The organism is Streptomyces sp. CB01580, assembly GCF_001905795.1.
Classification (GTDB): domain Bacteria; phylum Actinomycetota; class Actinomycetes; order Streptomycetales; family Streptomycetaceae; genus Streptomyces.
In genome coordinates, this window is record NZ_LIXJ01000002.1 from 101,949 (window position 1) to 124,642 (window position 22,694).

General features: G+C 72.4%; 23 protein-coding genes. 6 read left to right on the top strand and 17 right to left on the bottom strand.

Annotated elements, in window-relative coordinates:
* Positions 1-49: 49 nt before the first annotated feature.
* Positions 50-823 carry an alpha/beta hydrolase family protein gene (locus AMK22_RS02970; protein ID WP_073781636.1) on the bottom strand — a complete coding sequence of 258 codons (774 nt, stop codon included), beginning with the start codon at positions 821-823 and terminating at the stop codon, positions 50-52.
* A gap of 103 nt (positions 824-926) precedes the next feature.
* Between AMK22_RS02970 and AMK22_RS02975 the strand changes: the two genes are divergently transcribed.
* Together AMK22_RS02975 and AMK22_RS02980 are read left to right on the top strand one after the other, a co-directional pair.
* The gene (locus tag AMK22_RS02975; protein ID WP_073781637.1) at positions 927-2,081 is read left to right on the top strand and encodes an adenosine deaminase; all 1,155 of its coding nucleotides are present in this window, start codon (positions 927-929) and stop codon (positions 2,079-2,081) included.
* A 158-nt stretch (positions 2,082-2,239) separates the two neighbouring features.
* The gene (locus AMK22_RS02980) at positions 2,240-2,554 is read left to right on the top strand and encodes a hypothetical protein (RefSeq protein ID WP_073781638.1); all 315 of its coding nucleotides are present in this window, start codon (positions 2,240-2,242) and stop codon (positions 2,552-2,554) included.
* Positions 2,555-2,706: 152 nt separating this feature from the next.
* Here AMK22_RS02980 and AMK22_RS02985 read toward each other — a convergent pair whose 3' ends face one another.
* The 5 genes from AMK22_RS02985 to afsQ1 form a co-directional block, all read right to left on the bottom strand.
* Positions 2,707-2,910 (bottom strand): PspC domain-containing protein, encoded by a 204-nt coding sequence (locus AMK22_RS02985; protein WP_073781639.1) that lies wholly within the window; start codon positions 2,908-2,910, stop codon positions 2,707-2,709.
* A gap of 93 nt (positions 2,911-3,003) precedes the next feature.
* Positions 3,004-3,552: a VanZ family protein gene (locus tag AMK22_RS02990; RefSeq protein WP_073781640.1), complete on the bottom strand. Its 549-nt coding sequence runs from the start codon at positions 3,550-3,552 to the stop codon at positions 3,004-3,006.
* A 46-nt stretch (positions 3,553-3,598) separates the two neighbouring features.
* Positions 3,599-4,297, bottom strand: a complete 699-nt coding sequence (locus AMK22_RS02995) for a hypothetical protein (protein WP_073781641.1) — start codon at positions 4,295-4,297, stop codon at positions 3,599-3,601.
* Positions 4,297-5,856, bottom strand: coding sequence for a sensor histidine kinase (locus AMK22_RS03000; protein ID WP_073781642.1), 1,560 nt, complete (start codon positions 5,854-5,856; stop codon positions 4,297-4,299). The genes AMK22_RS02995 and AMK22_RS03000 overlap by 1 nt, the downstream gene beginning before the upstream one ends.
* A complete protein-coding gene (afsQ1, locus tag AMK22_RS03005) occupies positions 5,853-6,530 on the bottom strand; it encodes a two-component system response regulator AfsQ1 (protein ID WP_199883123.1) in 678 nt (225 codons plus the stop codon). Before afsQ1 ends, AMK22_RS03000 begins: the two co-directional genes overlap by 4 nt.
* 192 nt (positions 6,531-6,722) lie before the next feature.
* Between afsQ1 and AMK22_RS03010 the strand changes: the two genes are divergently transcribed.
* Complete coding sequence (locus AMK22_RS03010) at positions 6,723-7,547, top strand: SigE family RNA polymerase sigma factor (protein WP_073781644.1); 825 nt, start codon at positions 6,723-6,725, stop codon at positions 7,545-7,547.
* A 260-nt stretch (positions 7,548-7,807) separates the two neighbouring features.
* Here AMK22_RS03010 and AMK22_RS03015 read toward each other — a convergent pair whose 3' ends face one another.
* Positions 7,808-8,515 (bottom strand): uridine kinase family protein, encoded by a 708-nt coding sequence (locus tag AMK22_RS03015; protein WP_073781645.1) that lies wholly within the window; start codon positions 8,513-8,515, stop codon positions 7,808-7,810.
* A 62-nt stretch (positions 8,516-8,577) separates the two neighbouring features.
* On the opposite strand from AMK22_RS03015, the gene AMK22_RS03020 reads away from it, so the two are divergent.
* Positions 8,578-8,982 (top strand): hypothetical protein, encoded by a 405-nt coding sequence (locus AMK22_RS03020; protein WP_073781646.1) that lies wholly within the window; start codon positions 8,578-8,580, stop codon positions 8,980-8,982.
* A 113-nt stretch (positions 8,983-9,095) separates the two neighbouring features.
* On the opposite strand, the gene AMK22_RS03025 is transcribed toward AMK22_RS03020, so the two are convergent.
* From AMK22_RS03025 to deoC, 3 genes are read right to left on the bottom strand one after another with little or no spacing between them, the layout of a single operon-like run.
* Positions 9,096-10,010 carry an aldehyde dehydrogenase family protein gene (locus tag AMK22_RS03025; RefSeq protein WP_073781647.1) on the bottom strand — a complete coding sequence of 305 codons (915 nt, stop codon included), beginning with the start codon at positions 10,008-10,010 and terminating at the stop codon, positions 9,096-9,098.
* The gene (locus AMK22_RS03030; protein WP_073781648.1) at positions 10,000-11,469 is read right to left on the bottom strand and encodes an aldehyde dehydrogenase family protein; all 1,470 of its coding nucleotides are present in this window, start codon (positions 11,467-11,469) and stop codon (positions 10,000-10,002) included. Before AMK22_RS03030 ends, AMK22_RS03025 begins: the two co-directional genes overlap by 11 nt.
* A 5-nt stretch (positions 11,470-11,474) precedes the next feature.
* Positions 11,475-12,476: a deoxyribose-phosphate aldolase gene (gene deoC / locus AMK22_RS03035; RefSeq protein ID WP_073781649.1), complete on the bottom strand. Its 1,002-nt coding sequence runs from the start codon at positions 12,474-12,476 to the stop codon at positions 11,475-11,477.
* A gap of 210 nt (positions 12,477-12,686) precedes the next feature.
* On the opposite strand from deoC, the gene AMK22_RS03040 reads away from it, so the two are divergent.
* On the top strand, positions 12,687-13,340 hold the full coding sequence (locus AMK22_RS03040) for a PH domain-containing protein (RefSeq protein ID WP_073781650.1): 654 nt from the start codon (positions 12,687-12,689) through the stop codon (positions 13,338-13,340).
* 79 nt (positions 13,341-13,419) lie between these two features.
* Here AMK22_RS03040 and AMK22_RS03045 read toward each other — a convergent pair whose 3' ends face one another.
* From AMK22_RS03045 to AMK22_RS03080, 7 genes are all read right to left on the bottom strand, one after another.
* Positions 13,420-14,193, bottom strand: a complete 774-nt coding sequence (locus AMK22_RS03045) for a GNAT family N-acetyltransferase (protein WP_073781651.1) — start codon at positions 14,191-14,193, stop codon at positions 13,420-13,422.
* 391 nt (positions 14,194-14,584) lie between these two features.
* A complete protein-coding gene (locus tag AMK22_RS03055; RefSeq protein ID WP_443333265.1) occupies positions 14,585-15,685 on the bottom strand; it encodes a DMT family transporter in 1,101 nt (366 codons plus the stop codon).
* Positions 15,682-16,293, bottom strand: coding sequence for a TetR/AcrR family transcriptional regulator (locus AMK22_RS03060; protein ID WP_073781652.1), 612 nt, complete (start codon positions 16,291-16,293; stop codon positions 15,682-15,684). Before AMK22_RS03060 ends, AMK22_RS03055 begins: the two co-directional genes overlap by 4 nt.
* A 142-nt stretch (positions 16,294-16,435) precedes the next feature.
* Positions 16,436-17,188: a hypothetical protein gene (locus tag AMK22_RS03065; RefSeq protein ID WP_073781653.1), complete on the bottom strand. Its 753-nt coding sequence runs from the start codon at positions 17,186-17,188 to the stop codon at positions 16,436-16,438.
* Between the two features lie 352 nt (positions 17,189-17,540).
* Positions 17,541-19,190 carry a phospho-sugar mutase gene (locus AMK22_RS03070; RefSeq protein WP_073781654.1) on the bottom strand — a complete coding sequence of 550 codons (1,650 nt, stop codon included), beginning with the start codon at positions 19,188-19,190 and terminating at the stop codon, positions 17,541-17,543.
* A gap of 114 nt (positions 19,191-19,304) precedes the next feature.
* Positions 19,305-20,129 carry a purine-nucleoside phosphorylase gene (locus tag AMK22_RS03075; protein WP_073781655.1) on the bottom strand — a complete coding sequence of 275 codons (825 nt, stop codon included), beginning with the start codon at positions 20,127-20,129 and terminating at the stop codon, positions 19,305-19,307.
* Positions 20,130-20,465: 336 nt separating this feature from the next.
* A complete protein-coding gene (locus AMK22_RS03080; protein WP_073781656.1) occupies positions 20,466-20,903 on the bottom strand; it encodes a gamma-glutamylcyclotransferase in 438 nt (145 codons plus the stop codon).
* 274 nt (positions 20,904-21,177) lie between these two features.
* Between AMK22_RS03080 and AMK22_RS03085 the strand changes: the two genes are divergently transcribed.
* Entirely contained in the window at positions 21,178-22,617 is a 1,440-nt protein-coding gene (locus AMK22_RS03085; protein ID WP_073781657.1) for an NAD(P)H-quinone dehydrogenase, read from the top strand.
* Positions 22,618-22,694: the final 77 nt, after the last annotated feature.

Genomic DNA, 22,694 nt, shown 5'->3' on the forward strand with positions numbered 1-22,694 from the left:
GAGGCTCCCCGGGCGCCGGGCAGACGGGGTGTCGCCGCAGCGGGAGCCCTCACCCTCGCAGCGACTTCCCGAACCCCGCCGCCAGGGGCATCCGCAGGCCCAGTGGCGGTGGGGCCGCGAGGGCGTCGGCGACGGGGCGGGCGTAGGGGTGGCCGAGGAGCGAGCCGCGGATGAAGTTCGTGGCCAGGGCCGTGACTTCGGCGCGGTGCTGGCGCAGGGAGTGGCCGTCGGAGTGGACCTCGAAGCGGCAGGTGTCGCGGTTGGTCTTCTTCGCGCGTGCGGCCAGGTGGAAGGAGAGTTCGGGGTCGGTACGGGCGTCGTTCGTGCCGTGGACGAGCAGGACCCGTCGGCCGAGCAGGTGCTTGACCGGTTCTGGTTCCGGATTCGGTTCGTCCGTCGTGTTCGGGGGGAGCCAGGGGGCCATCGCCAGAACGGAGTTGACCGCCGTGTGGCCGCCCGCGCGGAGGGCGGCCCGGCCGCCCATTCCGTGGCCGGCGAGGCAGACGGGGACGTCGCCGTAGCGGCGTACGACTTCGTCCGCCGCCCATTCGGCGTCCGCCGCGAGCCGGGCGTCGGTCGTGTTCCAGCCGCGGCAGCGGTAGTGGACCACGTGGACGGCGAGGCCGTCCGTGCGGCCGGCGCGGGCCAGGGTCCGGGCCAGGGGGAGCTGGAAGGCGTACGAGAAGAGGGAAGGGCGGCGGTGCGAGGCGGGTTCGCCGTCCGGGAGCAGCAGGACCACGCCGCTGACCGCGGTCGGTGCTCCGGCCGTGCCGACGGCCCGTCCCAGTCTCGCGGCGGGTAGGGGGAGCGCGCGCTGTGCCATGACAGAACAGTGTCAGAAGGACGGGTGTACTCCACCCGTCTTCGCGGTCACTGTTACGTATCGACGAGCGACATTCTACGCGCGTAGGAGCTAGAGTGCCCGAATGATGAGTCCCACCCCGCACGTGCCCGGCCGGGATCAGATCCGGCGTGCCCCCAAGGTCCTTCTCCACGATCACCTCGACGGTGGTCTGCGCCCCGGAACGATCGTCGATCTCGCCCTCGCGAGCGGATACGCCGGACTGCCCGAGACCGAGCCGGACAAGCTCGGCGTCTGGTTCCGCGAGGCGGCGGACTCCGGGTCGCTGGAACGCTACCTGGAGACGTTCGCGCACACCTGCGCCGTCATGCAGACCCGCGAGGCGCTGGTCCGGGTGGCCGCCGAGTGCGCCGAGGACCTCGCCGCGGACGGTGTGGTGTACGCCGAGGTGCGGTACGCCCCCGAGCAGCACCTGGAGGCCGGTCTGACGCTCGAAGAGGTCGTCGAGGCGGTCAACGAGGGGTTCCGCGAGGGCGAGCGGCGCGCTCGCCGGGACGGCCACCGCATCCGCGTCGGCGCGCTCCTCACCGCGATGCGGCACGCCGCCCGCTCCCTGGAGATCGCCGAACTCGCCAACCGCTACCGCGACCAGGGCGTCGTCGGCTTCGACATCGCGGGAGCCGAGGCGGGCTTCCCGCCCACCCGGCACCTCGACGCGTTCGAGTACCTCAAGCGCGAGAACAACCACTTCACCATCCACGCGGGCGAGGCGTTCGGTCTGCCGTCGATCTGGCAGGCCATCCAGTGGTGCGGCGCCGACCGGCTCGGCCACGGCGTCCGCATCATCGACGACATCCAGGTCGCCGAGGACGGCAGTGTGACGCTCGGCCGCCTCGCCTCGTACGTACGGGACAAGCGCATCCCGCTGGAGCTGTGCCCGACCTCCAACCTCCAGACCGGGGCCGCCGCCTCGTACGCCGAGCACCCCATCGGGCTGCTCCGGAAGCTTCATTTCCGTGCCACCGTGAACACGGACAACCGGCTGATGAGCGGCACGACCATGAGCCATGAATTCGAGAAGCTGAGCGAGGTCTTCGGATACACGCTCGACGACATGCAATGGTTTTCCGTCAACGCGATGAAGTCCGCGTTCATTCCTTTTGATGAACGTCTGGCGATGATCAATGATGTGATCAAGCCCGGCTACGCCGAGCTCAAGTCGGAGTGGCTTTTCCAGCAGACCGCCGCGACCAGCGCTTCTTCCTCTCCGGGGGAGTGATATACGCGGTTTCGAAGACGGCCGGTCCGTGCGGGCGCGCGGAATTCACCGGCCGTTTTCGCTGCGCGGGATGTTTGCGGGAGGGGTGGCGAGCTGACTACTTTTCAGAACTGCTCGTCCAGAGTCGCTCAGTCCCCCTCCCCAAGGATGAACTCCCCATGAAGCATTCTGCTGCCAGGACCCTCGGTGTCGCCGCGCTCGGTGCCGCTTTCGCCGCCGTCACCGCGGGGACCGCCTCCGCCGCAGTGCTGCCGACCGACGCCGCGGCCACCGCGCTTCCGGTCGCCGGTTCCGCTCTCGGTGCCGCCGCCAAGCCCGGACCGGTCGAGGAGACCGCCACCAAGCTCCTCGGCACCGGCCAGCAGAAGCTCGTCGGCGATGTCACCACCCCGGTCAAGGGCCTCCTCGGCGGCCTGCCGGCGGGTGGCGCGAAGACCGGCGGCCTCTCGACCGGCGGCATCCCGCTCGGCTGATCCCGTAACGGGCACGTGTGGCACACGCCTGTGGGGCGGGCTTCCGGATTCGGCTGCCCGCCCCACAGGTGTGTCGTGTCAAAGGCGTGTCGTTCGTGTCGTGCGTACCGTCCCGGGTGCCGCCGCCTGTACTGCGGAGTCCTGCTACGGGGTCACCAGGCAGTGGCCGACGACTCCTCCTCGGAGGGGAACAGCACCCACAGCGCCAGGTACAGCAGGAACTGCGGCCCCGGCAGCAGACAGGACAGCAGGAAGATCACCCGCATGGTTCCCGCGGAGGTGCCGAAGCGCCGTGCCAGCGCAGCGCACACTCCGCCGATCATGCGTCCGTCTCGGGGGCGGGCAAGTGCGGCCATGGTGGGCTCCTTCGCGAACCGTTGGTGGGGAGCAGTTCCGTCGTGCTCCCGATGCGTCCATCGTCGCTCGGCGAACGGGGGCAAAACGTCGCTCTACGGTGCCATTCCGACCCTGGGAATCGTCGGGGTCGAGCCCTGAGTCGTCTCGTCCGCCGTGCGCGTAACGGGCTTCGTCCGCCGCCGCTTCCTGCGTCGCAGCCGCGCCCGGCACATGGGCACCACCAGCAGGTGGGCGAGCGCCACGCCGATGGTGTTCAGCAGCAGCGAGTCCACGTCGACCCGCTGTCCGGGCACCCCGGTCTGCGCCAGCTCGATGCCCAGCGAGATCAGTGCTCCGGCGGCGACCGTACGGGCCATCGAGGCCCACGGGGAGACGAACAGCCGGCCCCCGGCCATGGGCAGCAGGACGCCGAGCGGGGCGAGCAGCAGCAGCCCCTCGCCGATCCGGCGGGCGGCCTCGACCGGGCCGAGGGAGAGGTCGGCTCTGATGCCGGCGAGTGGTCGCAGATTCGAAGCGGTCATCCACGGCACATCGAGCGGACGCAGGGTCAGCCACGCGACGAACAGCAGATGCGCGAGGAGGAGAACGATCCCGGCCGCGCGGAAACGGATGACAGTCTGGCTGTCCGAACCTTGACGCACGCCCCCCTAGACGCGTCGGGCGGTGGGATCGGTTCCGGGCCCCGGCTCAGTCGCCCGTCCCCGTCCCCGCTCCCGCGTCGGTGTCCGTCTCCGTACTCGCGCCCGTGCCCTGGCCCTGACCCTGGCCGGTGCCCGCGTCCGTGGGGGCCGTCAGCGGCGTCTCCGTCTGCGGCCTGGCCTTCGTCTCCGCGGTGCAGAGGTAGCCGCGCGCCGGGTACTTCCCGGGGCCGCCCAGGACCACCGTGCCGTTCGGCGCGAGCGTCGTGCTCTCCGCGAACGTGCACACGATCTGTGCGAGTGCCTCGGTCGGCAGGTCCTCCGGCTGTTCGCCCAGCCGCAGCGTGCCTTGGGGGTCGCCGACGCGCGCCGCGCCTATCCGCAGCTTCTCCGGGACGGCCGTGGTGAACCCGGCCCGTCGCTCGTCGTCGGACGGTCTGCGCCGCAACTCCTCCAGGAGCGCCCGCGCGACGCGGGTCCGGTCCGTGGTCGCCTCGTCGACCTGGACGGTGCGGTCCACCGTGGCCAGCTGCGAGGAGCAGACCAGATGGATCTGCATGGGTATGCCTTGGAGGGCCTGCGCGGTCACGTCCTGCGCGGGTATCGAGCACGGGACGCGGGACGGCGCGGGACCGGCGTCCACCGGCACGGACGTGGTCCTGATCCCGCAGCCCGCGGCCAGCACGGCCGTGAGCGCGGCCCCGGCCAGCGCCGCCCCCGAACGGCGTGCACGGTGGTTGCTGCCCATCACGTCGCGTCGTCCTCCTCGTCCGAGCACCTCGTGTCGTCCCCGCCGGTGCCGTCGGCCCCCTCGGTCCCGGAACGGGTGAGCGACTCGGCGTCGCGCGGCAGCCGCAGGACGAACACCGCGCCGTCGCCGTCCGGCGAGTTCGAGGCCGTGATGTCGCCACCGTGGACGTGCGCGTTCTCCATCGCGATCGACAGACCGAGACCGCTGCCGTCGGAGCGCGGGCGCGAGGCGCTGGCCTTGTAGAAACGGTCGAAGACGTGCGGCAGGACGTCTTCGGGAATGCCGGGGCCGTGGTCGCGGACCTCGATGACGAGTTCGTCGCCCTCGGTCCGCACCGCGACCCGTACCGGCGAGCCGCCGTGCTTGAGCGCGTTGCCGATCAGGTTCGCCAGGATCACGTCGAGCCGACGCGGATCGAGCCGGGCCATGATGCCGCGCTCGGCGTCCAGGTCCACCGCGTCCAGCCAGGCACGCGCGTCGACGCAGGCGGTGACCTGGTCGGAGACGTCGACCGTGTCGAGCACGAGCCGGGCCGTACCCGCGTCGAAGCGGGTGACCTCCATCAGGTTCTCCACCAGGTTGTTGAGGCGCCGCGTCTCGCTCACCACCAGATGCACCGCGGGCGCGATCATCGGGTCGAGACCGTCCGCCTCGTCCTCCAGCACTTCGGTGACGGCGGTCAGTGCCGTGAGCGGGGTACGCAGTTCGTGCGACATGTCCGCGACGAACCGTCGACTGGCCTCCTCCCGCGCGCTCATGTCCGCGACCCGCTTCTCCAGCGCGTCGGCGGTTCTGTTGAACGTCCGGGAGAGATCCGCGAGTTCGTCGGTGCCGGACACCACGAGCCGGGTGTCGAGCTTGCCCTCGCCGAGCTTGCGTGCGGCGTCGCCGAGCCGCTGCACGGGCCGCAGCACGGTCGTCGCCGCCGCCTGCGCCAGCAGGGCCGAACCGATCAGCGCGAGCGCGGTGGCGATCCCCAGCGACCAGGCGAGGGAGTTCAGGTCCTGCCGCTCCTGGTCCAGCGACTTCAGCATGTAACCGGTCGGGCCGCCGCCGGTCAGCCTCGTACCGCCCACCAGGTACGGCGTGCCGCGGATGCTGGTCCGCTGCCAGAACAGGTGGTATTCGTACGTGTTGTCCGCGCCCACCTTCTGTTCCTCGGTCACCGCCTTCTGCAGCGGCGTCGGGACGTTGTCGAGCGTGAACGTGTCCAGGTCGGAGTTGCCGACGATGGGCTTGCCGGCGTCGCGCTCGTCGACCAGCAGCACGCTGTACCCGGGCGAACTGCTCGCCATCTGGACGGCGGCGTTCTGCAGATCGTCCTTGGTCGGCCGCAGCGGCAGCGACGCCGCCCGGTTCTGCATCTCCTGCCGGAAGTCCCCGAGCGCCGCGTCCTGGGTACGCGTCAGCACCGCCTCGCGGTTCAGCCAGTAGGCGATGCCCGAGGCCGACACCGCGGCGGTCAGCGCCACCAGTCCGAACACGACGACGAGGCGCAGACGCAGGCTCGTCCAGCGCAGCCCCGCGAGCAGGCTCCGTTCGGCGACACCGCTCACTGAGGCGAGTCCAGTCGGTAGCCCACGCCCCGAACCGTACGGATCAGGGTCGGCGACGACGGCACGTCCTCCACCTTGGCGCGCAGCCGCTGCACACAGGCGTCCACCAGCCGGGAGTCGCCCAGGTAGTCGTGCTCCCAGACCAGCCGCAGCAACTGCTGCCGCGACAGGGCCTGGCCCGGCCGACGGCTCAGCTCCAGCAGGAGCCGCAGCTCGGTCGGCGTGAGCTGGAGGTCCTCGCCGTTCTTCGTCACGGTCATCGCGGACCGGTCGATCACCAGGTTCCCGAAGACCGCGGAGTCGGTGGACTCGCGCTCGCCCCGGCGCAGCACCGCCCGGATGCGGGCGTCGAGCACCCGGCCCTGCACCGGCTTCACCACGTAGTCGTCGGCACCGGACTCCAGTCCGACCACCACATCGATGTCGTCGCTGCGCGCCGTCAGCAGGATGATCGGCAGCTGGTCGGTGCGCCGGATGCGACGGCACACCTCGAAGCCGTCGATACCGGGCAGCATCACGTCCAGCACGATCAGGTCCGGTCGCTGCTCGCGCAGCAGTTTGAGGCCGTCCTCTCCCGTCGCCGCGGTGGCCACACGGTGGCCCTGGCGTGACAGCGAGAGTTCGAGGGCCGTGCGGATGGAATCGTCGTCCTCGATCAGCAACAGGAAAGGCACGATGGTCATTCTGGCCCATGGTGGAGCCTCAGTTCGACCGCCGGCGCCCACACGTACACCCGCCGGGCGGGTCACGCGACGACGACAGGCCCTGTGACACGGCTGTGACAGTCGGGGGACAGCGTGATGAAACTGCCCCGGCAAGCTCGTTGGCACACGGAACGGCCGGACTCCACCGATGGGGGGCGCGAGATGAACGCAACTCACAGCATCACCGCAAGCGCAGTTGTCACGCGTCTCCACGATGTCGGCCGGAGCGCCGAGAAGTCCGGTGCCAAAGCGGGCACGGCCCTGCTGGAACGGGGCCGGGAACACGGGGGAGCACGGGGGTGCGCCCGCGGCGCCGGGCGTTCGCACACGTCGTCGTCCGCGTCCGCCGACCAGGGCCGACGGCCCTGGATGGCGGTGGTCGACGCGTCCGTGGGGGGGAAGCACGGGGAAACCGCGTACGGGGAGGTCACGGGGGAGCGGAAGGCACCGGCACGGGCCGAGGACGTCGACACGGCGTTCACGGCCTACGTCCGGGAGCGCCGCGCCTCCCTGTACGCGACCGCCTATCACCTGACCGGCGACCGGTTCGAGGCCGAGGACCTGCTGCAGAGCGCCCTCTTCTCGACGTACCGCGCCTGGGACCGGATCAGCGACAAGGCGGCGGTCGGTGGCTATCTGCGCCGCACCATGACCAATCTGCACATCAGCGCCTGGCGCAGGCGCAAGCTCAACGAGTACCCGACCGAGGAGTTGCCGGAGACGCCCGGCGACACGGACGCGATGCGCGGCACGGAGCTGCGCGCCGTGCTGTGGCAGGCGCTGGCCCGGCTGCCCGAACTCCAGCGCACGATGCTGGTCCTGCGTTACTACGAGGGCCGCACCGACCCGGAGATCGCGTCCATACTCGGCATCAGTGTCGGCACGGTGAAGTCCAGCATCTGGCGGTCGCTCCGCCGGCTGCGCGAGGACGAGGTCCTCAGCTTCGGCCGTGACCAGCAGGAGTCCTTCGGCGAGTTGGTGGCCTGAGGGCGGGGGGAACGGGGGAACCACGGGGGCGCCGCTTCGGGGGAGGCGGCGCAGTACAGGGGGAAGGGAAACACCGCGGGGGCGGACGGGCTGGGGGGCCTGTCCGCCCCCGTCGGCGTGTGTGAGGGGTGGGTCGTCGCGCATGGGGGTGTGCGGGGCGCGTCGCCCGTGACGGTGTGCGCGGGCGTCGCCCGTGACGGTGTGCGCGGGCGTGGCCTGTGGGGGTGTGCGCGGGGTACGACCGTGCGGGGCGTCGGCCGTCACACCGTTCCGCGTGCCGTGGGGGTGCGGCGGCAGCGGCCGGCCGCCGCGGCCGCCAGCCGCCCCAACGCCTCCTCCTTGTTGCAGGGGTGGGCGCCCAGTGCCGCCTGCCGGGCCACGATCCGCCGCTCCGCCCGCATCAGCCGCCAGCCGCGCCGCAGCAGGAACGGCACGGACTTGCGGCTCTCCCGCAGGTCCCGCAGCAGCCGGCGGCGGAACGTCGTCGTCGGGCGGCCGCGCAGGCACAGCGCGTCCGCGAGCACACCGAGCTCCTGGCAGCGCTCGACTATGTCCGCCGCGAAGATCCCCTCGGCCACGAACAGCGGTGTGCGCGCCATGTGGAGGGTCTCCCGGCCGACCCGGGAGCTCGTGGAGATGTCGTACACCGGGACGTCCGTGCGTCCGGTGCGGCACAGCTCCTGGATCGCCGCGACCGCCGCGTCGGCGTCCCAGGACCGTACGGAGTCCCAGTCGATGTCCGTGCTGCCGGGAACGAGCGGCAGCGTGGGGTCGTCGCCCTCCTTGTAGAAGTCGTCCAGCCGCAGCACCGGCAGTTCGGTGCGGGCGGCGAGGTGGGACTTGCCGGAGCCGGACGGTCCGGTGAGCAGCACGACACGAGTCGGGATCGGTTGGGAATTCACAGGACACGAGTGTGAGGCATTGACCCGGGCAGGGGATCCCCCGGTGGTCGTGTTGGTATCGAGCATCACACCTCAACTACGCTACGCAATCAATTGCTTACTCGGCCGTATCGATCAGGTGGGAACTCATGGCACGTCACGCACTGAACACCTCCCGGCGCCACGCCCTGCTGAGGGCGGGTCTGACCATCACCGCAGCGGGCGCCGCGCTGGGCGCGGGAGGCGCGGCGGCCCAGGCGGCTCCGCTGCCCCTCGTACCGGCCACGGGTGCCGACACCGGCGTCGAGGCGGCGGGCAGCGCGGTGACCGGAGCGGTCGAACAGCCGCTTCGGAGCGGCATCGCGCCGGTCACGCAGCTGCGGCTCGACCCGCTGGCGGGTACCGGCACGGACCCGCTGGACAACACCGTCGGCACGCAGATCGCCGACTTCAAGCCGCTCACCACGGGCGTCGTCACCGACCCGCTGACCAGCGGGGGGACGGTGAAGGACCTGCCGGTGGCAGGGCAGGCGGCGGGTCTCCTGAACGGCTGACGTCGGCGCGCGGAGACGGCGGCGGCCCGCTCCCCGGACTTCCGGGGAGCGGGCCGCCGCCGTGCTGCCGGAGCACCGCGGTGCGCAGTGCCGGGCCTCGGCCCGGCCCCGGCTCAGTACGAGGAGCCCGACACGCCCAGCGCGCCCGTCGGGTGCCAGACCGTCTTGGTCTCCAGGAAGGCCGTCAGCCGGTGGGTGCCCGGATCGGCCGACCAGTCGGGGGCGCCCTCCCCGTCCACAGGCTGTGGACGCAGCACGCGCTTCAGGTTGTCCGCCGCCGCGACCTCCAGCTCCTTCGCCAGGGCCGGGTCCGCGCCCGTGAGGTCGATGGCGTTGACGTCCTGGTGGGAGGCGAGCGGCGTCGCGATCTCCGCCGTCCTGCCGGACAGGATGTTCACCACGCCGCCCGGCACGTCGGAGGTGGCCAGCGCCTCGCCCAGGGACAGGGCGGGCAGCGGGGACGCGGCCGAGGCGACGACGACCGCGGTGTTGCCGGTCGCGATCACCGGGGCGAGCACCGAGACCAGCCCCAGGAAAGAGGACTCCTGCGGCGCCAGGACCGCGACCACTCCGGTCGGTTCGGGCGTCGACAGGTTGAAGAACGGGCCCGCGACCGGGTTCGCCCCGCCCACGACCTGGCCGATCTTGTCGGTCCAGCCCGCGTACCAGACCCAGCGGTCGACCGTCGCGTCCACGACCGCCGCCGCCCTGGACTTCGACAGGCCCTCCGCCTCCGCCACTTCGCGGACGAACTGGTCCCGGCGGCCCTCCAGCATCTCCGCGACGCGGTAGAGGACCTGGCCGCGGTTGTACGCGGTCGCGCCCGACCAGCCGCCGAACGCCTTGCGGGCGGCCACGACCGCGTCCCGCGCGTCCTTGCGGGAGGACTGGGGGGCGTTCGCCAGCCACTTGCCCTTCGAGTCCGTCACCTCGTACACCCGGCCGCTCTCGGAGCGGGGGAACTTGCCCCCGACGTACAGCTTGTAGGTCTTGAACACGCTCAGACGGTTCGGACGGTTATCGGACATCGAGGTACGCCTCCAGGCCGTGACGACCGCCCTCGCGGCCGAAGCCCGACTCCTTGTAGCCGCCGAACGGCGAGGTCGGGTCGAACTTGTTGAACGTGTTGGCCCAGACGACGCCCGCCCGGAGCTTGTTCGCCACCGCGAGGATGCGGGAGCCCTTCTCCGTCCAGATGCCCGCCGACAGGCCGTACTGGCTGTTGTTGGCCTTGGCGACCGCCTCGTCGGGGGTGCGGAACGTCAGCACGGACAGCACCGGGCCGAAGATCTCGTCGCGCGCGATGGTGTGCGCCTGGGTGACGTTCGTGAACAGCGTCGGCGCGAACCAGTAGCCGGCGGTGGGCAGTTCGCAGGGGGCGGTCCAGCGTTCGGCGCCCTCGGCCTCGCCCGTCTCGGTGAGCGCGGTGATCCGGGCGAGCTGCTCGGCGGAGTTGATCGCGCCGATGTCGGTGTTCTTGTCCAGCGGGTCGCCGAGCCGGAGCGTGGACAGCCGCCGCTTGAGCGCGTCCAGCAGCTCGTCCCGGATCGACTCCTGCACGAGCAGCCGCGAGCCGGCGCAGCAGACCTGGCCCTGGTTGAAGAAGATGCCCGTGACGATGCCCTCGACGGCCTGGTCGACCGGGGCGTCGTCGAAGACGATGTTGGCGCCCTTGCCGCCCAGTTCGAGGGTCACCTTCTTGGAGGTGCCGGCGACCGAGCGGGCGATCCGCTTGCCGACCGCCGTGGAGCCGGTGAACGCCACCTTGTCGACGTCCTGGTGCTCGACGAGCGCCGCGCCCGCGTCCCCGTAACCGGTGAGGATGTTCACGACGCCCTTGGGCAGGCCGGCCTGGCGGCAGATGTCCGCGAAGAACAGGGCGGACAACGGGGTCGTCTCGGCGGGCTTCAGCACCACCGTGTTGCCGGTGGCGAGCGCCGGGGCGACCTTCCACGCCAGCATCAGCAGCGGGAAGTTCCACGGGATGACCTGGCCCGCGACGCCGAGCGGGCGCGGGTTCGCGCCGAAACCGGCGTGGTCCAGCTTGTCGGCCCAGCCCGCGTAGTAGAAGAAGTGCGCCGCGACCAGGGGCAGGTCCGCGTCCCGGGTCTCCTTGATCGGCTTGCCGTTGTCGAGGGTTTCGAGGACGGCGAGCTCGCGGCTGCGTTCCTGGATGATCCGGGCGATCCGGAAGAGGTACTTGGCGCGCTCGGAACCGGGCAGCGCCGACCACTTCTCGAACGCCTTGCGGGCCGCCCTCACGGCCCGGTCGACGTCCTCGGCGCCGGCCCGCGCGACCTCGGACAGCACCTCCTCGGTGCTCGGCGAGACCGTCTTGAAGACCCGGCCGTCGGCCGCGTCGGTGAACTCGCCGTCGATGAACAGCCCGTACGAGGGCGCGATGTCGACGACCGCGCGCGACTCGGGTGCGGGCGCGTACTCGAACGCGGAAGCGGATGCGCTCGTGGAAGCGGATGCGGATGTCATGGGGATCAGTCCACCGTCACGTAGTCGGGGCCGGAGTAACGGCCGGTGCTGAGCTTCTGACGCTGCATCAGCAGGTCGTTCAGCAGGCTGGAGGCGCCGAACCGGAACCAGTGGTTGTCCAGCCAGTCCGTGCCCACGGTCTCGTTCACCAGCACCAGGAACTTGATCGCGTCCTTGGACGTGCGGATGCCGCCGGCCGGCTTCACGCCGATCTGCACCCCGGTCTGCGCCCGGAAGTCGCGCACCGCCTCCAGCATCAGCAGGGTGTTCGCGGGTGTGGCGTTCGTCCCGACCTTGCCGGTCGACGTCTTGATGAAGTCGGCGCCCGCCATCATGCCGAGCCAGGAGGCGCGGCGGATGTTGTCGTACGTGGACAGCTCGCCGGTCTCGAAGATCACCTTCAGCCGGGCGTCGGGGCCGTCGGCCCGCGCGCACTCGGCCTTCACGGCCAGGATCTCCTCGTACACCTTGAGGTAGCGGCCGGAGAGGAAGGCGCCGCGGTCGATCACCATGTCGATCTCGTCGGCCCCGGCGGCCACGGCCTCGCGGACGTCCGCGAGCTTCACGTCGAGCGCGGCGCGTCCGGCCGGGAAGGCCGTCGCCACGGACGCCACCTTCACGCCGGAGCCGTCGAGCGCGGCGACGGCGGTCTCCACCATGTCGGGGTAGACGCAGACCGCCGCGGTGCGCGGGGTCGTGCGGTCGGTCGGATCGGGGTGGACGGCCTTGGCGGCGAGGGCCCGGACCTTGCCCGGGGTGTCCGCGCCTTCCAGCGTCGTCAGGTCGATCATCGAGATGGCCAGATCGATGGCGTACGCCTTGGCCGTCGTCTTGATCGAACGGGTTCCGAGGGACGCGGCGCGCGCTTCGAGGCCGACGGCGTCGACGCCGGGCAGCCCGTGCAGGAAGCGGCGCAGCGCACTGTCGGACGCGGTCGTGTCCGAGAGGGGGGTGCCGCCCTGCTCGAACGCGGTCGAGAGCCTGGGGGAGGGAGCTGTGGTGGGCATGGTCACCAGATGAGCATATCTACGCGCGTAGCGGCGTGTACAGGGGGTGGGGTCCTCCGGGAACTCGTGCGGGGACGGCGGGGTCCGAGCCTTCCGAGGGCCTGTGGGGCTCCGGTTCCTGCGGGGGACCGCGGGGTCGGTGCCGGGGCGGGATCCGGTGAGATCCGGCCGCCCTCCCGGACGCGGGCGACGTCAGGCAGAATCAGGCCCATGACGAGCCCCACACCGCCCGCAGAGCCGACCTACGCCGACCGGACCTTCCGGTCGTCCGCCGGGATCGTCGGCGGTGTCCTGCTGCTTCTGTTCCTCTGCTGGCTCGGCGGGGACGCCCTGGTCAGGGGGCACGGCCGGACGCCCTGGCTGGCCCTTGCCGGGCTGCTGACCGTGGTGCCGCTCGTCGTCGCGTTCTCCGTGCGGCCCGCCGTCTTCGTGAACGACCGGCGCATCCGGATCCGCAACCCGTTCCGGACGATCACGCTGCCCTGGACCGAGGTCGCGGATCTGCGCGCCGGATATTCGAGCGAGCTGTTCACCGAGGACGGCACCAAGTACCAGATGTGGTCGATCCCGGTGTCGCTGCGGCAGCGCAAGAAGGCGGCCCGGTCCCAGGCGCGGGCCTCGACGGGGGACCCCACCGGCCGGACCTCGGGGCCCGCCGATGTCCGCGACACCACGTCCCGGATGGCACCGGCCGACCGGACCATGTCGGATCTGCGGGAGATGGCGGAGCGGGCCAAGGCAGTGGCTTCGGACCAGACGGCCGAGGCTCCGGAAGCTCCCGGCTCGGCGCGGTGGGCGTACGAGGTGATCGCACCGGCGGTGGCGGGCGTGGTGTTGTTCGTCGTGCTGCTCGCGACCGGCTGAGACGCGCCCGCGCGGGAACGGTGACCAGGACCGGGAAGCGGGCCCGGGGCGGGGCGTCTCGCCGCCGGGCGCGCTCCCGTCAGGCGCGTTCGAAGTGGTGTGTACGGCCGACGACCGAGAAGCCGCGGCGCTCGTACCAGTGGCGCGGCCAGTCGGTGGCATCGGCGGTGAGGAACCTCGTACCGCAGTCCGCGTCGGCGGCCAGGCGCAGGGCGGTGGTCAGGACGGCGTCCGCGTGGCCGCGCCCGAGATGGGCCTCCGAGGTGATCAGGTCCTCGATCTGGGCCGTGCCCGTCGCCGGATCCAGGTAGAGGTCGGCCCAGGAGGCGACCTCGCCGTCCTCCGCACGGGCGCCGATGAAGTGCACGATGTCGGCCCCGCGGTGGCGGGCCCCGCGCCGGTCGACGAGGTGACGTATCACTTCGTCGTCGGCGTCCGGGAGGAAGCCCCGCCAGCGCCGGGCCAGCGGAATCCGGAACGCGTCGAGGTCCACCACCTCCGCGCCACCGCCCTGCGGCACCGGGCCCGTGTGCTGCATGACCAGGCAGACGGAGTGGGAGTAACCGGCCCGGACCAGCGGTCCCGCGCATGCGCTTGCGAGTTCGTCGTCGAGCACGGAGACCAGCCGGTACGGCAGATGCCCCAGCACCTCGTCCGCGACGGCGGGCAGTGCTTCGGGGCCGGCCGTCCCGTCGGCGGCCGGGTCGATGACGAGCTGGTTGTTCCCGCGGGAGTGGGCGAACGCGTCGTCGAGCACGGCGAATCCGCCGGGGACGTCGACGGTTCGAGCAGCCTGGCGGCGGGCGAAGTCCGACAGGAAGGTGTTGATCCGTCGCAGTTCCGGGGGAGGCATACGCGGCAGCCTAGTGCCGGTCACGGCACTAGCGACCTCGCCCACGATCGGCAGTGGGAGAAGAAGCGGTGTCCGGGGCCTTCGAATCCGAGGCGGAGGAGGGAGGTGCCCGGGGCCGGTCAGGGCGCCTGGACACCGGAGCGGCCCTGGTCTTCGTCGGCCACGACCTGGCGGTCGTCCAGCACATCACGGACGAGGCCCTGCTGATGCGTCGTGGCACGGTGGTGGAGCAGAGGCCGACGGTACGGGTCCTGACGGAGGCCCAGGATCCGTACCCCCGGCTGCTGCCGGCCTCGGTGCCGCGGGCCGGGTGGGACCCGGCGGACGCCGTGGAGGCGCGGGCCGCCATGCCCGGAGCAACCGGACAGTTCGGGGTCGGCCCAGCCCCTCCTCAGACGCCGGCCGGACCATTGGCCGGGTCGACGGTCCGGTGCTCGGTCGCGGCGGTGGGCGGCGAGGTCACGCGGCGGTCCACCGCGTCCCCGGCGCCGTCCGAGGGCGCCGGTACCGCCGCCGTCCGCCCGGAACCGGCCCGGCGAAGCGAGCGCGGGCGCGTGCGCCGGGAGGGGACGGTCAGCACCCCGAGACAGGCGACGACGAGGACGATCCCGGCCCAGCCGAGGACGGGCAGCCGCTCGCCCACGACCAGCACGGCGAACACCGCCGCCACGGCGGGCTCCAGCAGGGACAGGGTGGTCGCCGTGCTGACCGGCACGCGGGCCAGGCCGAAGCCGAACAGGACGTACCCGGTGAACATCGGTACCAGCGCCATGTAGAGGCCCACGCCCGCGTTCGTCCAGGAGGCGACCAGCGGTGCCCCGGTGGCGAGCAGCACCGGCACGAGCATCAGCCCGCCCAGCCCGAACACCGAGCCCATGGCCGCTCGCGACGGTACGCCATGGGTGATGAGGCGGTGCGCCGCCCACGCGTACACGGCGTAGGTCACGCCTGCGAGCAGTCCGAGGCCCACGCCGACGACGGTCCGGACGGCGGAGTCCGAACCGGGCCCGGATCCCGAGCCGGCCCCTGCCGCCTCGGCCGCGCACAGCAGCACGGTGCCGGCCACGCCCAGCGCCGCGCCCGCCGTCCAGCGCCGGGACAGGCGCCGTCGGTCGATGGCCCGTTCGATCAGCGCCGAGGCCAGTGGGGCGGAACCGATGGAGACGACCGTGCCCACCGCGACACCGGCCAGACGCATGGAGGTGTAGAACGCCAGCGGGTACAGCGCCACCCCCGCCCCGCCGACGAGCACGGTCCGCCACCGCGCCCGGAGGCCCGCGCGGAAGCGTGCGATGCTCCGCCCGGCCACCGCCGCCTGGAGCAGCCCGCCCAGGCCCATCGCCGCGGCTCCGATCGCCAGTGGCCCCACCTGTGGCGCGAACGTCGCCGCCGTGCCCGTGGTGCCCCACAGCACCGAGGCCACCAGCACGGCGAGCGCTCCTGCCCCCGCTCCCGCGCCCGTGCCGACGGAGTGGTCGGCGGTCCGCGTCACAGGTCGTCCACCAGGCGCGCCGCCAGGTCGCGGGCGTGCCGCATCCGCGCGTCGTCCCCTTCGAGGCCCGCGCGCACGATGGCGCCTTCGAGCAGGAACGCCAGGTGCTCGGCCGTGGCGCGGACCTTCTCCTCCCGACCGGGCAGCAGCTCCGTCAGGTGCCCGGCCAGGATGGCCTCCACCTCTTCCTTGTGCTGCCGCACCACCGTCCGGCCCTCGTGACCGTTGGGCAGTTCGGCGGCGGCGTTGAGCAGCCCGCAGCCCCGGAACCCGTGCTCGTAGGCGAGCCGGGCATGATCGGCGTACGCGTCGAAGACGGCGAGCACGGCCTCGCGCGGGCCCCGCGCTCCGGCCAGGCGCTCCCGGTAGAGGCCGAGCCATTCCTCGTGCCGGGCCCGGAGGTAGGCGCGGACCAGATCGGCCTTGGAGTCGAAGTTGTTGTAGAGGCTCATCTTCGCCACGCCGGCCTCGGCCGTGATCGTGTCGATCCCCGTCGCCGCCACGCCGTCGGCGTAGAACCGGCGCGCCGCGGCATCGAGGATCCGGGTCCGCGCGGCCCCGCGCCTGCGCGTCACCGGCCGTTTCCCGGTGGCTTCCGTATCGGGCATGGCGGCCCCCTCTCCGTTATTAGGTAGACCAGTCTATCTAATAACGGAGAGGGGTGAGGGTGGGCGGGGTATGTGGTGGGGCCCGGCTCGATTCCGGCGATCCGGTGCCCGTGTCATGTCGTGTCGTGAAGGGGCGGGTGGCTCAGTAGTCCCCGTCGTCACCCCCGTCGTCGCCCCAGCCGCCGCCGTGGCCGTGCCGGACCACCCGGAAGCTCGCGCCCACGCCGTTGAACACGGACACGCCTCCCTGGACGTGCTGCGGGATCACGCCCGAGGTGTCGCCGTACGGGCCGACGGTCGCGATCGGGCCGCCGTTGTCGCAGGTCGCCCCGGAGAAGACCTCGACGGTCATCCGGCTCTCGTTGAAGATGTTGAAGCTGGTGGAGCCGAGGCCGCTGGCCGCGGTGATGCAGCCGTCGGGGTAGGCGGGGTACGTGCGCTCGTTGAAGTGGATGCGGCCCACGCGGTGATGACCCCCGCCGTGTCCTCCGCCGTGGCCCCGACCCTCGTCGTCGCCCCCACCCCGGCCGCCGCCGTCCTCGTCGTCGCCCCGGTCGCCGCCGCGGCCCTCGCCGCCCTCGTCGCCGCGACCCTCGCCGCCGCCGCCGTCCTCGCCGCCTCGGCCCCCGCCGCCTTCTTCTCCTCCGCGCCCCCGTTCGTCGCCCCCGCTCTCGGCGCCGCCCGCTCCGGTGGCGTCCTTGCCTCCCTTCGGTGCGGTGGCCCCGTCGTGCGCGACGGGGGCGGGTGCCTGCCGGGCGGCCACCGGGGGTTTCTCGGGCTTCTCGGGGGCGTCGGCCGAGGTGGGGCCGGAGCCGGTGGCCGCCAGGGCCGCAGCGGCCGCGGCCGCGACGGCGACGGTGGTGGTGGCCGTGATGATGGTGGAACGCGTGGCCATGTCACTTTCTCCTGTCTGGGAGCGGTCGGTTGAGTAACCGACCCGTGACTGAACGTACTTTTACTCACCATTCATGTCATGTCGGGGCATATCGAACGGATGGCGTCGGTGTGCCACCGGGGCAGCGGACCGTGCCCGGCTCGGCGGCGCCGGGGCCGTGCGCCGCTGCCGGTGCTGCCCGGCCGGCTCCGGCCTCGGCAGGGCCCGCCCCGGTCGCAGGGGACCGGGAATCGGAGCTGGTCGTCGGCCCCGGCCCGGGATCGGGCCCAGGAACGGGTCCGGGCCGTGTCCTCGTACCGGCGCCGCACAGCAGGCGGCAGTACGAGGACACGGCCCGGCGGGCACCAGGGCGTCAGATCCCGGCGGCCACCGCCAGATCACGCTTGATCGCGTCCAGCAGTCGCGCCGCCTCCGCGCGGGCCTCGGGCAGGCCGTCCGCCGAACCGACCGGCACCACGACCTCCAGGTAGCACTTCAGCTTCGGCTCGGTGCCGCTGGGGCGGACGATCACCCGAGCGCCCCGGAGGTGGTAGCGCAGCCCGTCGGTGGGCGGCAGTTGCGCGCTGCCCCGCGACAGGTCCTCGGCCGAGACGACGTCGAGACCGCCGAGCGCGGCGGGCGGACGCTCGCGCAGCCGCCGCATGGCGTCGGCGATGACCGACAGGTCCTGCACCCGCACCGACAACTGGTCGGTCGCGTGCAGCCCGTGCTCGACCGCCAGGTCGTCGAGGAGATCGAGGAGCGTACGGCCGCGCTCCTTGAGGAAGGAGGCGAGTTCGGCGACGAGCAGCGCCGCCGTGATGCCGTCCTTGTCGCGCACGCCCTCCGGGTCGACGCAGTAGCCGAGCGCCTCCTCGTAGCCGTACCGCAGGCCGTCCACCCGGGCGATCCACTTGAAGCCGGTCAGCGTCTCCTCGTACCCGAGGCCCGCCCGCTCGGCGATCCTCCCGAGCAGCGAGGAGGACACGATCGACTCGGCGAACACGCCCGCGGCGCCCCGGTCCACCAGATGGGCGGCGAGCAGCGCGCCGACCTCGTCGCCGCACAGCATCCGCCAGCCGCCGTCGGCCGCCGGGTCCGGGACGGCGACGGCGCAGCGGTCGGCGTCCGGGTCGTTGGCGATGACGAGATCGGGCCCGGCCCGGCGCGCGGTCGCGAAGGCGAGATCCATCGCACCGGGCTCCTCCGGGTTGGGGAAGGCGACGGTGGGGAACGCCGGGTCGGGCTCGGCCTGTTCGGCGACGAGCACCGGCTCCGGGAACCCGGCGCGGGCGAAGGCGGCGGTCAGCACGGAGGTGCCGACGCCGTGCATCGCCGTGTACACGACCCGGGCGGTGCGCGGCGATCCGGCGGTGAGCACGGCGTCCGTACGGGCCAGGTACGCGTCCAGGACCTCGTCACCGAGGATCTCCCAGCCCTCCTCGGGGCGGGGCACGGTGTCCAGCGGGCCGACCGCGGCGATCTCGGCGGCGATCCGGGCGTCCGCCGGGGGGACGATCTGCGAGCCGTCGCCGAGGTAGACCTTGTAGCCGTTGTCGCGCGGCGGGTTGTGGCTGGCGGTCACCTCGACGCCCGCGACGGCCCCCAGATGCCGAATGGCGTACGCGAGCACCGGGGTGGGCAGCGGGCGCGGGAGCACGGCCGCGCGCAGGCCCGCGCCGGTCATCACGGCGGCGGTGTCGCGCGCGAAGTCGGCCGACTTGTACCGGGCGTCGTACCCGATGACGACGAGCCCGTCGCCCTGCCCCTCGGCCTTGAGGTACGCGGCGAGCCCGGCCGCGGCCCGGATGACGACGGCGCGGTTCATCCGCATCGGCCCGGCCCCCAGCTCGCCGCGCAGCCCGGCCGTGCCGAACTGGAGCGTGCCGGCGAACCGCTCGGCGATCTCGGCGGCGCTCCCGGCGTCATCGGCCTCGATGAGCGCGGCCAGCTCGTCACGGGTCTCGGGGTCGGGATCCTCGGCGAGCCACGTCCTGGCCCGGGCCATGAGGTCCTGCTGCATGGGTCCGCCTTTCTGCGGGGTGGGTTGGGGGAGCGGCGACGCCCGTCCGGGCGCGGAATCCGTTCCGGGTCCGTCGCGTCGGGTCCGTCACGCGCGCCGCGACCGGCGCCCGGCTCAGATGCGTTCGAGCACGCGGGCCAGCAGCGCGCCCATCCGCGTGGCGGAGTCCCGCCCCGCCTGGAGGACCTCCTCGTGGTTGAGCGGTTCGCCGCTCAGCCCGGCCGCCAGGTTGGTGACCAGCGAGATGCCCAGCACCTCGGCCCCCGCCTCGCGTGCGGCGATCGCCTCCAGCACGGTGGACATGCCGACCAGGTCGCCGCCCATGACCCGGACCATGTTGATCTCGGCGGGCGTCTCGTAGTGCGGGCCGGGGAACTGCACGTACACACCCTCTTCGAGGGTGTCGTCGATCTCCTTGCACAGCGCGCGCAGCCGCGGCGAGTACAGGTCGGTCAGATCGACGAAGTTGGCGCCGACGATGGGCGACGCCGCGGTCAGATTGATGTGGTCGCTGATCAGGACCGGCTGGCCGGGACGCATGCCCTCGCGCAGCCCGCCGCATCCGTTGGTCAGGACGACCGTCTTGCAGCCCGCGGCGACGGCTGTGCGCACGCCGTGCGCGACGGCGGCGACCCCGCGGCCCTCGTAGTAGTGCGTACGGCCCAGGAAGACCAGGGCCCGCTTCTCGCCGATCCGGTACGAACGGATCGTGCCGCCGTGCCCCTGCACGGCGGGCGCCGGGAAACCGGGGAGTTCGGTCACCGGGAACTCGGCCTCCGGAATGCCGAGCGCGTCGCCCGCCGGAGCCCAGCCGGAACCCATCACGAGCGCGACGTCGTGGGTCTCGGTACCGGTCAGCTCGCGCAGGCGGGCGGCGGCGGCGTCGGCGGCGGCCCGGGGGGCGCCCTGGATGTTGTCCGGAATAACTGATGCGTTCACGCGGACGAGCGTAACCGCTGATTCCCTACGCGCGTAGATGCCCACGCGCAGAGACTGCGCAGGCTTTCTCGTGCAATCACACAAAATTGCCGGTGGCGAGGGGAATTCCGGACGCGCACGGGCCGGAAAGGCTCGCGCGATCCGCGACCCGCGATCCGCGACCCGTGGCCGGGCCCGTGCGGGACCGGGGACGGACGCGGCGCACGGCCAGGGGGCAGCCCCGTGGCCGGACACGGCGCGCGGACGGCATCGGGGCCGGGGCCAGGTCCGGCACAGGAGCGGGTCCGGCACGGCTCGGCAGATGTCCGGCACGGGCCGGCGGAGGCCCGGCGCGGGTCAGCAGGGGCGCTTGCGCATTTCCATCACGTAGTCGTGCGGTGCGCCCGCGGACTCCGCCGCGTCCGCGATCTCGCCGAGGTAGCGGGCGGAGGGCAGGCCGCCCTCGTAGCCGTTCAGCACGTACATCCAGGCCGGTTCCTCGCCGTCCAGGGTGTGCACGCGCACCCGCATCCGCCGGTAGATGTCGAGGCCGACGCCCTCCCAGCGGTCCATGGAGTCCTCGTCCATCGGCGCGATGTCGTACAGCGCCACGAAGACCTGGGAGCGGGGGGCCTCCACCACCGTGGCGAGCGCGCCTTCCCAGCCCATCTGCTCGCCGCCGAAGGTCAGCCGCCAGCCGTTGAGCCAGCCGGTGCCGCGCAGCGGGGAATGCGGTGCGCGGCGTGTCATCAGCCGCGCGTCGAGGTTGCCGGCGTACGCGGCGTAGAGCGACATGTGATCGAGGGTACGGGAGGTAGCGGCCGGATCGTCGATTCCGGGGCGCAAGACCCCTTACGGGGGTCGCCGGGGCCGTCGTGGGCCACCCGCTCGCGGTAGTCGGCGTGCGGGGGCAAGAGGCCCCGCACGCACGGATGGAGGGCCCCGGGGCGAAGCACCTTGGCGCGTGCGGGACAATGAAGTACGTACTGCATTCCCCCGGGGCGATCCCCCGGACCCCCGGCCGGGGTGGCGGACGGCCGCGGGATGACACATACGAGGCGGACTTTTCGTGACCCGGATCGTGATCATCGGCGGCGGACCCGGCGGCTACGAGGCGGCGCTGGTGGGCGCCCAGCTCGGTGCGGAGGTGACCGTCGTCGACTGCGACGGCCTCGGCGGAGCGTCCGTGCTCACCGACTGCGTGCCCTCGAAGACCCTGATCGCCACGGCGGAGGTGATGACCACCTTCGACTCCTCGTACGAGGAACTGGGCATCATCGTCGCCGACGACACCCCCCACATCGACCAGGCGGCCCGCGTGGTCGGCGTCGACCTCGGCAAGGTCAACCGGCGTGTGAAGCGACTGGCGCTCGCCCAGTCCCACGACATCACCGCCTCCGTCACCCGCGCGGGGGCGCGCGTGCTGCGCGGCCGGGGCCGTCTGGAGGGCCTCCAGGCCGCCGACGGCTCCCGTACGGTCGTCGTGACCGCCGCCGACGGCACGGAGGAGCGGCTCACCGCCGACGCCGTGCTGATCGCGACCGGCGGCCACCCCCGGGAGATTCCGGATGCGCAGCCCGATGGCGAACGCATCCTGAACTGGACCCAGGTCTACGACCTCGACGAACTCCCCGAGGAGCTCATCGTGGTCGGCTCCGGCGTGACGGGCGCCGAGTTCGCGGGCGCGTACCAGGCGCTCGGCTCGCGCGTCACCCTGGTCTCGTCCCGCGACCGGGTGCTGCCGGGCGAGGACCCGGACGCCGCCGCCGTGCTGGAGGACGTCTTCCGGCGCCGCGGCATGAACGTCATGGCCCGGTCCCGCGCCCAGGCCGCCAAGCGCGTCGGCGACCGTGTGGAGGTCACCCTGGCCGACGGACGGGTCATCTCCGGCACGCACTGTCTGATGGCCGTCGGGGCGATCCCGAACAGCGCGGGCATGGGCCTGGAGGAGGCCGGGGTCAGGCTCAAGGAGTCCGGCCACATCTGGACCGACAAGGTCTCCCGCACCACCGCTCCCGGTGTCTACGCGGCCGGTGACGTCACCGGGGTCTTCGCCCTCGCCTCGGTCGCCGCCATGCAGGGCCGGATCGCGATGTACCACTTCCTGGGCGACGCGGTGGCCCCGCTGGACCTGAAGACGGTGTCCTCCAACGTCTTCACCGACCCCGAGATCGCCACCGTCGGCTACACCCAGGCCGACGTCGACTCCGGCGCGATCGACGCCCGTGTGGTCAAGCTGCCGCTGCTGCGCAACCCGCGCGCCAAGATGCAGGGCATCCGCGACGGCTTCGTCAAGATCTTCTGCCGTCCCGGCACCGGCATCGTGGTCGGCGGCTGTGTCGTCGCGCCACGGGCGAGTGAACTGATCCACCCGATCTCGATCGCGGTCGACAACAATTTGACGGTGGAACAGATCGCAAACACGTTCACCGTGTACCCGTCCCTGTCGGGTTCGATCGCTGAAGTGGCGCGGCAGTTGCACACCCGTAAGCGGGCGGGCGACGCGTAGGCCCCTTTGGACCTGGGGGAACCCGGCGGTCGTCGACGACACCCGGCAACTCGGGCCGTGGAACGACCGTCGGACGA

Coding starts and splice junctions, on each gene's coding strand:
- AMK22_RS03020 (WP_073781646.1), top strand. CDS start 8,578: ATGGCACGTCACGCACTGAACACCTCCCGGCGCCACGCCCTGCTGAGG.
- AMK22_RS02995 (WP_073781641.1), bottom strand. CDS start 4,297: ATGGGCAGCAACCACCGTGCACGCCGTTCGGGGGCGGCGCTGGCCGGG.
- AMK22_RS02970 (WP_073781636.1), bottom strand. CDS start 823: ATGGCACAGCGCGCGCTCCCCCTACCCGCCGCGAGACTGGGACGGGCC.
- AMK22_RS03030 (WP_073781648.1), bottom strand. CDS start 11,469: ATGACATCCGCATCCGCTTCCACGAGCGCATCCGCTTCCGCGTTCGAG.
- AMK22_RS03045 (WP_073781651.1), bottom strand. CDS start 14,193: ATGCCTCCCCCGGAACTGCGACGGATCAACACCTTCCTGTCGGACTTC.
- AMK22_RS03070 (WP_073781654.1), bottom strand. CDS start 19,190: ATGCAGCAGGACCTCATGGCCCGGGCCAGGACGTGGCTCGCCGAGGAT.
- deoC (WP_073781649.1), bottom strand. CDS start 12,476: ATGCCCACCACAGCTCCCTCCCCCAGGCTCTCGACCGCGTTCGAGCAG.
- AMK22_RS02980 (WP_073781638.1), top strand. CDS start 2,240: ATGAAGCATTCTGCTGCCAGGACCCTCGGTGTCGCCGCGCTCGGTGCC.
- AMK22_RS03015 (WP_073781645.1), bottom strand. CDS start 8,515: ATGCTCGATACCAACACGACCACCGGGGGATCCCCTGCCCGGGTCAAT.
- AMK22_RS03060 (WP_073781652.1), bottom strand. CDS start 16,293: ATGCCCGATACGGAAGCCACCGGGAAACGGCCGGTGACGCGCAGGCGC.
- AMK22_RS03065 (WP_073781653.1), bottom strand. CDS start 17,188: ATGGCCACGCGTTCCACCATCATCACGGCCACCACCACCGTCGCCGTC.
- AMK22_RS02975 (WP_073781637.1), top strand. CDS start 927: ATGATGAGTCCCACCCCGCACGTGCCCGGCCGGGATCAGATCCGGCGT.
- AMK22_RS02985 (WP_073781639.1), bottom strand. CDS start 2,910: ATGGCCGCACTTGCCCGCCCCCGAGACGGACGCATGATCGGCGGAGTG.
- AMK22_RS03010 (WP_073781644.1), top strand. CDS start 6,723: ATGAACGCAACTCACAGCATCACCGCAAGCGCAGTTGTCACGCGTCTC.
- AMK22_RS03040 (WP_073781650.1), top strand. CDS start 12,687: ATGACGAGCCCCACACCGCCCGCAGAGCCGACCTACGCCGACCGGACC.
- AMK22_RS03025 (WP_073781647.1), bottom strand. CDS start 10,010: ATGTCCGATAACCGTCCGAACCGTCTGAGCGTGTTCAAGACCTACAAG.
- AMK22_RS03080 (WP_073781656.1), bottom strand. CDS start 20,903: ATGTCGCTCTACGCCGCGTACGCCGGCAACCTCGACGCGCGGCTGATG.